Here is a 6,803-nt window from a genome sequence, read left to right on the forward strand (position 1 = left end):
ACTCTACTCTGTTATATAAGGATATCTGTAGTCGTCTTCTTCGTCAAGATCAGCATCACCCTGATCACAGTGTGACTTTATCCCCAGTTCATCCAGTTTTTCCTTCAATTTCTTCAAATGCTTTTTTGAAGCATAGTTATAGTATATATTTAATTCTTTAAGGTGTGATATCTTGTCTATCTCTTCAAAAAGCATATCTACGCCGTCATCACTAAGTGTACCGTAAGAAAGATCAAGTATTTCAAGCTGTGGAAGGATATCTCCTTTCAGCACTGCCTCACATATTTCATCTTCTATGTCGCTGTTCTTCAATCCAAGGTATTTTAATTTCGGAAAATTTTCCTTTTTTGTAAAAGGAATTATATCCTTAATAGTACCGTCAAAACCGTAATTATCTACGCCCATATATATTTCCAAATGTTCCAGCAACGGCAATTCAGCACTTACTATATCACTTAATACCGATTTTCCTGTTCCGCCTGATATGATTTCGATTTTTTTCAAAGTACCGCTTTTCATTTCCTTAAACCTGAGACCGCATCCGCCTTTTACTATCAAAGTCTCCAAATCAAAAGAATTAACCACAGGAGCCAGATCAGTATTCTGTATCCACGAAACCTCACACTCTTCCCATGAGATATCTCCCCAGTATAACTCTTTCAGATTAGGAAATTTTTCCTTGTTATCCACAAGATATTTTACAAGCTTGTCAGGTGCATTGTCATAAGCTGATTCCCACATCCCTATAACCAGTTTTTCCGCATTATATGTACCGTGTTCATCCAGATATGCCTTTACTTTATCAGCAAGAACTACCCCTTGTTCTTCGCTTTCTTCCCAATCCAGATAAAATTTTTCGATATCTTTTTCCATAACATTTATCACTCCCTTAGGTTTAATCTGTTTTATATTATTTTACCACTATAAATGCTTTTTATCAATAATCTATGTTTCATTTTTTTTCTTATTTCTCTTTCGGAACTCCCACGGCGGAACTGGATTTCTTTTACTCCAGAGCCCCTTTCCATCAAATTTTGCTTTTTGCTCATATACTTTATACTGAACATCCTTTGGCGAATATTCTTTGTACCACCATGCATTTCCTTCTTTTACCATAGTTTCATTTATATTTTCTCCGTTCAGATAGATAATGGAGATATCACGCCCGTATCTGTCTTTGGATATAAAATCAATATTTATATCCTTTCCCTGAATTCTGTTATAAAGATACTGCCTTGATTCCATGCCGTATTCCTGATCTTTTTCAGGAGCATCAATTCCGTATAATCTGAGCTTTCTCTTTTCGCCGTGATCATTCACAGTTACAGTATCTCCGTCACTTACATTCAAAACCCTGTATGTATCATCAGAAGGCATCCCTTTCTGTCCGAGATTATATTTATCGCCAAAATAGCTGACTAAAAAAATAATTACTGACACTATGGTTGTTATGTATTTCTTTTTTATATATTTCGTTTTTCGTCTTCTTGTAGTTGTTCTTCTTTTCTTTCTTCCTGCCACATCCTCCTCCTGATTTTTTAGATTAATACAAATATCTTATATAAAATATTTCCTTTTGTCAAAGCCTATTTTAAAAATTTTCTGCCTGTTTTATCTGTTTTTAAGTCTGTTTATACTTTTACACTATAAAATTACCCTTCATAAAAAACTATTGTATTATTTTTAGCGAAAATACGTTATAATATGATGAAACAACCTTTTAATATGGAGGAATCATGAAAAAAACTTTAATACCCGTAATATTTTTACTCTTTTCCCTTATGCTGCTCGGAAATTATACAGTAACTCAGGGAACCAGCGTAAAATTAAGCGAAAAAGAACTAAAAGCTAATAACACGGAGATAGAAAACAGAGTAAAGACTGTTTTTGACATTAATTCATATTCTCCCGAAGAATTAAGAAGTATAATCTGGAGAGAATATCCCGATTTGACTTCAAGTCCCAGTGAAGAGGCAGATGTATTTATAAACTACATAAAATCTGTTTTTTCCAATACAAAGTATGAAATTAAAAGCATTAATTACACAGACAGCAATACTGCAAAAGTGATTCTTTCAGTTTCTATACCGAATCCTGACGAGCTTTCTTCTGATGCCAAACAGGCAGAAATAGAAAAGACCGTGGAGAAGAAATTTACTGAAAAAACCGGAGTTACTTACAGCACTTTGGAAAAAGACAAAAATCTTATGAAGAAATATGAACCTTTATTATTAAGACTTTATATGGAAACTTCTACTGAAGAAATAAAAAATATAAAGACTTATAATAAGGAAGAATCAGTTTACACTATGAAAAAAAGCGGCAATGTATGGAATTTTAAAAATAATGCCGTGAACTTTTTCGGAAACTAAAAAATGTAAATTATCAAAATATTTTTAATAATTCAGGAGGACATACTATGAAAAAACTTTTAATACTATTCTCGGTACTTTTATTCTCACTTTCATTTTCAGAAGGTACATATAAGGTAAATGTACCGAAGGAACTTAAGCTCGGCACTGTTGAAATATCACAAAATAACGCCCAGATCGAAAAATTGTTTTCAGAAACTTTCAGTGCTGATACTTATTCAGCGGCAAATATAAGAAAAGCATTTGGTGTTGCTGACACTACAAATACCAAAGAAGAAGAAATCCTTATTTCCAATACTTCGTCTTTTCTGCAAAACTACCTTAATGTCTCAAAATATACAATAAATGAGATTGCGTACTCTGATGCCAATACTGCTTCAGTTACAATTACTATTGTAAATCCGGACATTGACAAGTATGTTTCTGCTAATGAATCTGCACTTGAAAAACGTGCCGAGCAGTATTTTAAGGAATTTTCCGGAAAAACAGTACAGCAGGTTGATAAAGATACAGCAAATCAGGATAAATATGTACCTGTACTGATGGCTGCTTATTTCCGTTCACTTTCTGATAATATGAAAAATATCAAAGATACTGTTACTAATAAAGAAACAGTTAATGTGTATAAGAAAAACGGTGTCTGGGTATTAGATGAAAAAATCATGGACAGTCTTATTTATTCACGTTTATTTAACTAATGAGAGGTGAAATTAATGCTTGTAGAAATTATTAGTACTACTTTTGATCAGGCGCTTCAGGCTAAAAAGTACGGTGCCGACAGAATCGAGCTTGTAAACGGGATGCTTGAAGAAGGGCTTACACCGAGTCTCGGTGTTATAAAAAAGATAAAAGAAGAGATAGGAATACCTTCTGTGGTAATGATAAGACCTCATGGAAAGTCATTTGTTTACAGCAGGGATGATCTTGACACAATGGTAAGGGATATCAGAATTATAGAGCCTGTGGGTGTGGACAGTTTTGTCCTCGGAGCACTTGATGAAAATAACAATATTGATGAAGAAGCACTGAAACTTCTTCTTTCAAATATAGAAAATACTCCTGTGGCATTTCACAGAGCTTTTGAGGAAGTACCTGACTATAAAAAAGCTATGGATACACTGAAAAAGTATCCGAAAATAAACAGGGTTCTTACTACTTTCGGTTCAAAGGATCTGAAAAAAGATATTTCCAAAATAAAAGAATATCTTGATTATGCCAAGTCAATAAATCTGGACATAATCATAGGCGGAGGCGTAAATCTTGATAATCTGGAAACTCTTGTCAAAGAAACAGATATCAGTCAGATTCACATTGGTTCTGCTGCAAAAATAAACAAAAATCCTATTTTGGATTTAGACCCGGGAGCTGTGGAAAAAATTATGAAAATAGTGCACAGCAGATAAGGAACGGAATTTTTTAAAGGAGTTTAATACAGCTTATGAAAAAGATATTACTGATGTTTTTACTTTTATTTACACTCGGCTTTTCCGCGGACAAAGTTAATATTGAGATTTTTACACGTAAAGATTGTAAAAACTGTATCCATCTGGAGGAATTTCTGACGGAGCTATCAAAGAAAAGGGATGATTTTACCGTTACCAGATATGATATTAATGAAGATAAAAAAGCAAGAGAATTTTTTGACGAAGTTACCAAAAAGGGAAAACTCGTAAAAGGTACACCGGTTATCTATCTGAACGAAACTATTATTCAGGGTTTTGATTCGGGAGATACTACTGGAAAAGACATTACAGAGCTTATTGATTCAGGGAAGAAAAAAGACGCTATTCCCGGACTAAAAGCTTTTATGGAAAATTATGATCCTAATAAGATAAATACCAGCTATACCCAGAATACATGTGAAGGTGAGGAAGTTTGTGCCATTACACCTGTAACGGAGAAAAAATCCTATGTGGTTACAATTCCGCTTCTGAACAAAAAAGTGGATGTCATGAAATACTCACTGCCAAGTATGTCTTTTATTCTGGGAACTATTGACGGGTTTAATCCCTGTGCAATGTGGGTTTTGGTTTTATTCCTTACTGCACTTATAGCTATAGGCGATAAAAAGAAGATGTTTCTTGTAGCAGGTCTCTTTATTCTCGCTGAAGCTGTTATGTATTATCTGATTTTAAATATATGGATATTTACATGGGATTTTATCGGTTTGAACAGGATAATTACACCTCTTGTAGGATTGGTCGGGATTATCGGAGGTCTCTTATTTATAAGAAGTTATGTTAAGAACCGTAATGTAATTGCCTGTGAAGTAGGCGATTTTGAGAAAAAAGCAAAAATTTCCGGAAAAATTCAGGAACTGGCACATAAGCCGTTTACTATTCTCACAGGTATAGGTATCATTACTCTTGCCCTGTCGGTAAATGTAATAGAATTTGCCTGTTCTATAGGAATACCACAGACTTATACCAAAATTTTGGAAATGAATACAGTTTCTTTTTTAAGCAGACAATTATATAATTTTATTTATATTATAGGATATATGCTTGATGATATTGTGGTATTTGCACTTGCTTTATTCAGTATAAACAAACTAGCATCTTCTACGGGTAAATATTCAAAGCTTATGAATTTATTCGGCGGAATTCTTATGGTTATTCTCGGACTTATGCTTATTATAAAACCTGAAATATTAGTTTTTTAATTATAAAAAATGCACTATTTTTCCATAAATTTGAAAATAGTGCATTTTATTTTATATTATTCCCGATTATTCTCTGTCAATATAACAGCTGTAAAGTTCTGCCTGCAATCCTGATTTTTCTTTTGATTCTTCGGATGTAAAATGTTTCGTCGCCAGTAACATTTCTTTACCGTTTCTTATTATTCTGCCAAATTCATCCCCCTTTCTTAAATTAAGTTTTCTATCTTCGTAAATTATTAAAGTTAATTCCTCACAATTACTTATTGAAAAAATTTCTCCTTCTGGTAAATCCTCAAAATTCAAAATTATATTTTTCATAACATCACTCCCTTTTTAAATATGTATTTGATTATTTTCATAATGAAATACATATTTAAGTGATATTATTCATTTTTGAATTTTATTCTTTGGTAGCCATAGTTGAACTATTATGAGGAGAATTATTTTCTGTGATTGAATTTCTTTAATATATTTTTATCGTTGAAATATACTGACTTTTTTACGAATCATTTCCTGCTTAATTAATTATACCTTGAATCCTTCATCTCATCTCTTAAAAATACAATAAATATCTATCGTACTTACTAAAAGTAAGTTAAAAATTATATTACTGCTAACAACAGACTTTTTCTATTCCCAATATCAAAACGTTTACTTTCAGAATGAACTCAATAAATGTTAAAACTAATTTATTTGTTATAAATAACTGTTATATATATTTTTTTTAATAAAAAAAAGTCCCGCTAACTGTAGACTTTTGACTTTATCTTAATTGTGAAACATATAAATTTCCTGAAATATCAATATTTGATATCTTCGGTATAATAAATTTCATTTGAATTTTTAAAAACTTCACGCAGACTATTGTTATATAAAATTCTTATATCTCCGTCTGCCCCCACTGTGAGCTTATTCATCATAAAGGTATTTCCGTCAATATCCAGATAATGTCTGAATTCCATACCAACAAAATTACCTTCCTTTCTGGACATTTTTACTTTTTGCATAAAAACATCATAAATAATAGATGAATTCTCCTGTAGTCTCTCTAAAACCTCTGTGTATTTTTCATTTTTTTGTGGTTTCTCTATGAGACCTACCTGCAAATAAGGATTATTACCATAATAATAAACCATATATTTTCCATCACGATCACAGTATAAATTTTTCTCAAGATTCACCTCTTTTACAGTTTCAAAAGCTTTTCTCATAAAAAAATCAGGGTCACTTAAAAACATACATGAAAAATTAAATGTACTAACAATAAAAAATAATATGATTTTTCTCATAATTCCTCCTTTATTATGCATATTTTTAATATATCATATAAAGCGGAAATGAGCAATTGATTATTTTTTGTTATTTTGTTTTAGGGATTTTTATTTTATTTTATTATAAAAAAATATTGCCGTTTGATACAGTATAATATGGAGGTTGGGTTAGGGGGATTATATTAATATTTAATTTCAAGGGTTTGTGATTTATTGTTTGAAAGGTTTATGTTCTAGGATAGTTATATTAATACGACGAAGGCTGAAATGGCAGAGTATGCAAAAGAAAAATTTACATTCTAAGATAGTTATATTAATACAGACTTTAAGCTTGTTGAGAAATTCACGGAGATGGCATTTACATTCTAAGATAGTTATATTAATACTAACAGATGATAAAAGCAGGACTTATCAAAATGAAGGGGAGTGTGCAAGAAAGTCTGTAAATTAAATCTGATATAATAAAAGATTTGTTTTTCATATATTGATTTATCTATT

The 6,803-nt window shown here is 31.5% G+C and carries 8 protein-coding genes; 4 read left to right on the plus strand and 4 right to left on the minus strand.

The features are described 5' to 3' along the window. Positions 1 to 3: 3 nt before the first annotated feature. Positions 4 to 873 (minus strand): STM4015 family protein, encoded by an 870-nt coding sequence (locus NK213_RS01530; protein ID WP_253346178.1) that lies wholly within the window; start codon positions 871 to 873, stop codon positions 4 to 6. Between the two features lie 72 nt (positions 874 to 945). Then, positions 946 to 1,521 (minus strand): thermonuclease family protein, encoded by a 576-nt coding sequence (locus NK213_RS01535; RefSeq protein ID WP_253346179.1) that lies wholly within the window; start codon positions 1,519 to 1,521, stop codon positions 946 to 948. A gap of 215 nt (positions 1,522 to 1,736) precedes the next feature. On the opposite strand from NK213_RS01535, the gene NK213_RS01540 reads away from it, so the two are divergent. From NK213_RS01540 to NK213_RS01555, 4 genes are read left to right on the plus strand one after another with little or no spacing between them, the layout of a single operon-like run. Then, on the plus strand, positions 1,737 to 2,372 hold the full coding sequence (locus tag NK213_RS01540; RefSeq protein ID WP_253346180.1) for a hypothetical protein: 636 nt from the start codon (positions 1,737 to 1,739) through the stop codon (positions 2,370 to 2,372). Positions 2,373 to 2,419: 47 nt separating this feature from the next. Further along, positions 2,420 to 3,070, plus strand: coding sequence for a hypothetical protein (locus tag NK213_RS01545; RefSeq protein ID WP_253346181.1), 651 nt, complete (start codon positions 2,420 to 2,422; stop codon positions 3,068 to 3,070). Positions 3,071 to 3,085: 15 nt separating this feature from the next. After that, entirely contained in the window at positions 3,086 to 3,775 is a 690-nt protein-coding gene (locus NK213_RS01550) for a copper homeostasis protein CutC (protein WP_253346182.1), read from the plus strand. 35 nt (positions 3,776 to 3,810) lie between these two features. Beyond that, positions 3,811 to 5,034 (plus strand): glutaredoxin, encoded by a 1,224-nt coding sequence (locus tag NK213_RS01555; RefSeq protein ID WP_253346183.1) that lies wholly within the window; start codon positions 3,811 to 3,813, stop codon positions 5,032 to 5,034. A 66-nt stretch (positions 5,035 to 5,100) separates the two neighbouring features. Here NK213_RS01555 and NK213_RS01560 read toward each other — a convergent pair whose 3' ends face one another. Both NK213_RS01560 and NK213_RS01565 read right to left on the minus strand, forming a co-directional pair. Further along, complete coding sequence (locus NK213_RS01560; protein ID WP_253346184.1) at positions 5,101 to 5,352, minus strand: hypothetical protein; 252 nt, start codon at positions 5,350 to 5,352, stop codon at positions 5,101 to 5,103. Between the two features lie 482 nt (positions 5,353 to 5,834). Continuing rightward, the gene (locus NK213_RS01565) at positions 5,835 to 6,323 is read right to left on the minus strand and encodes a hypothetical protein (RefSeq protein WP_253346185.1); all 489 of its coding nucleotides are present in this window, start codon (positions 6,321 to 6,323) and stop codon (positions 5,835 to 5,837) included. Between the last annotated feature and the right edge of the window lie 480 nt (positions 6,324 to 6,803).

The sequence above is a fragment of the Sebaldella sp. S0638 genome, assembly GCF_024158605.1.
GTDB lineage: Bacteria > Fusobacteriota > Fusobacteriia > Fusobacteriales > Leptotrichiaceae > Sebaldella.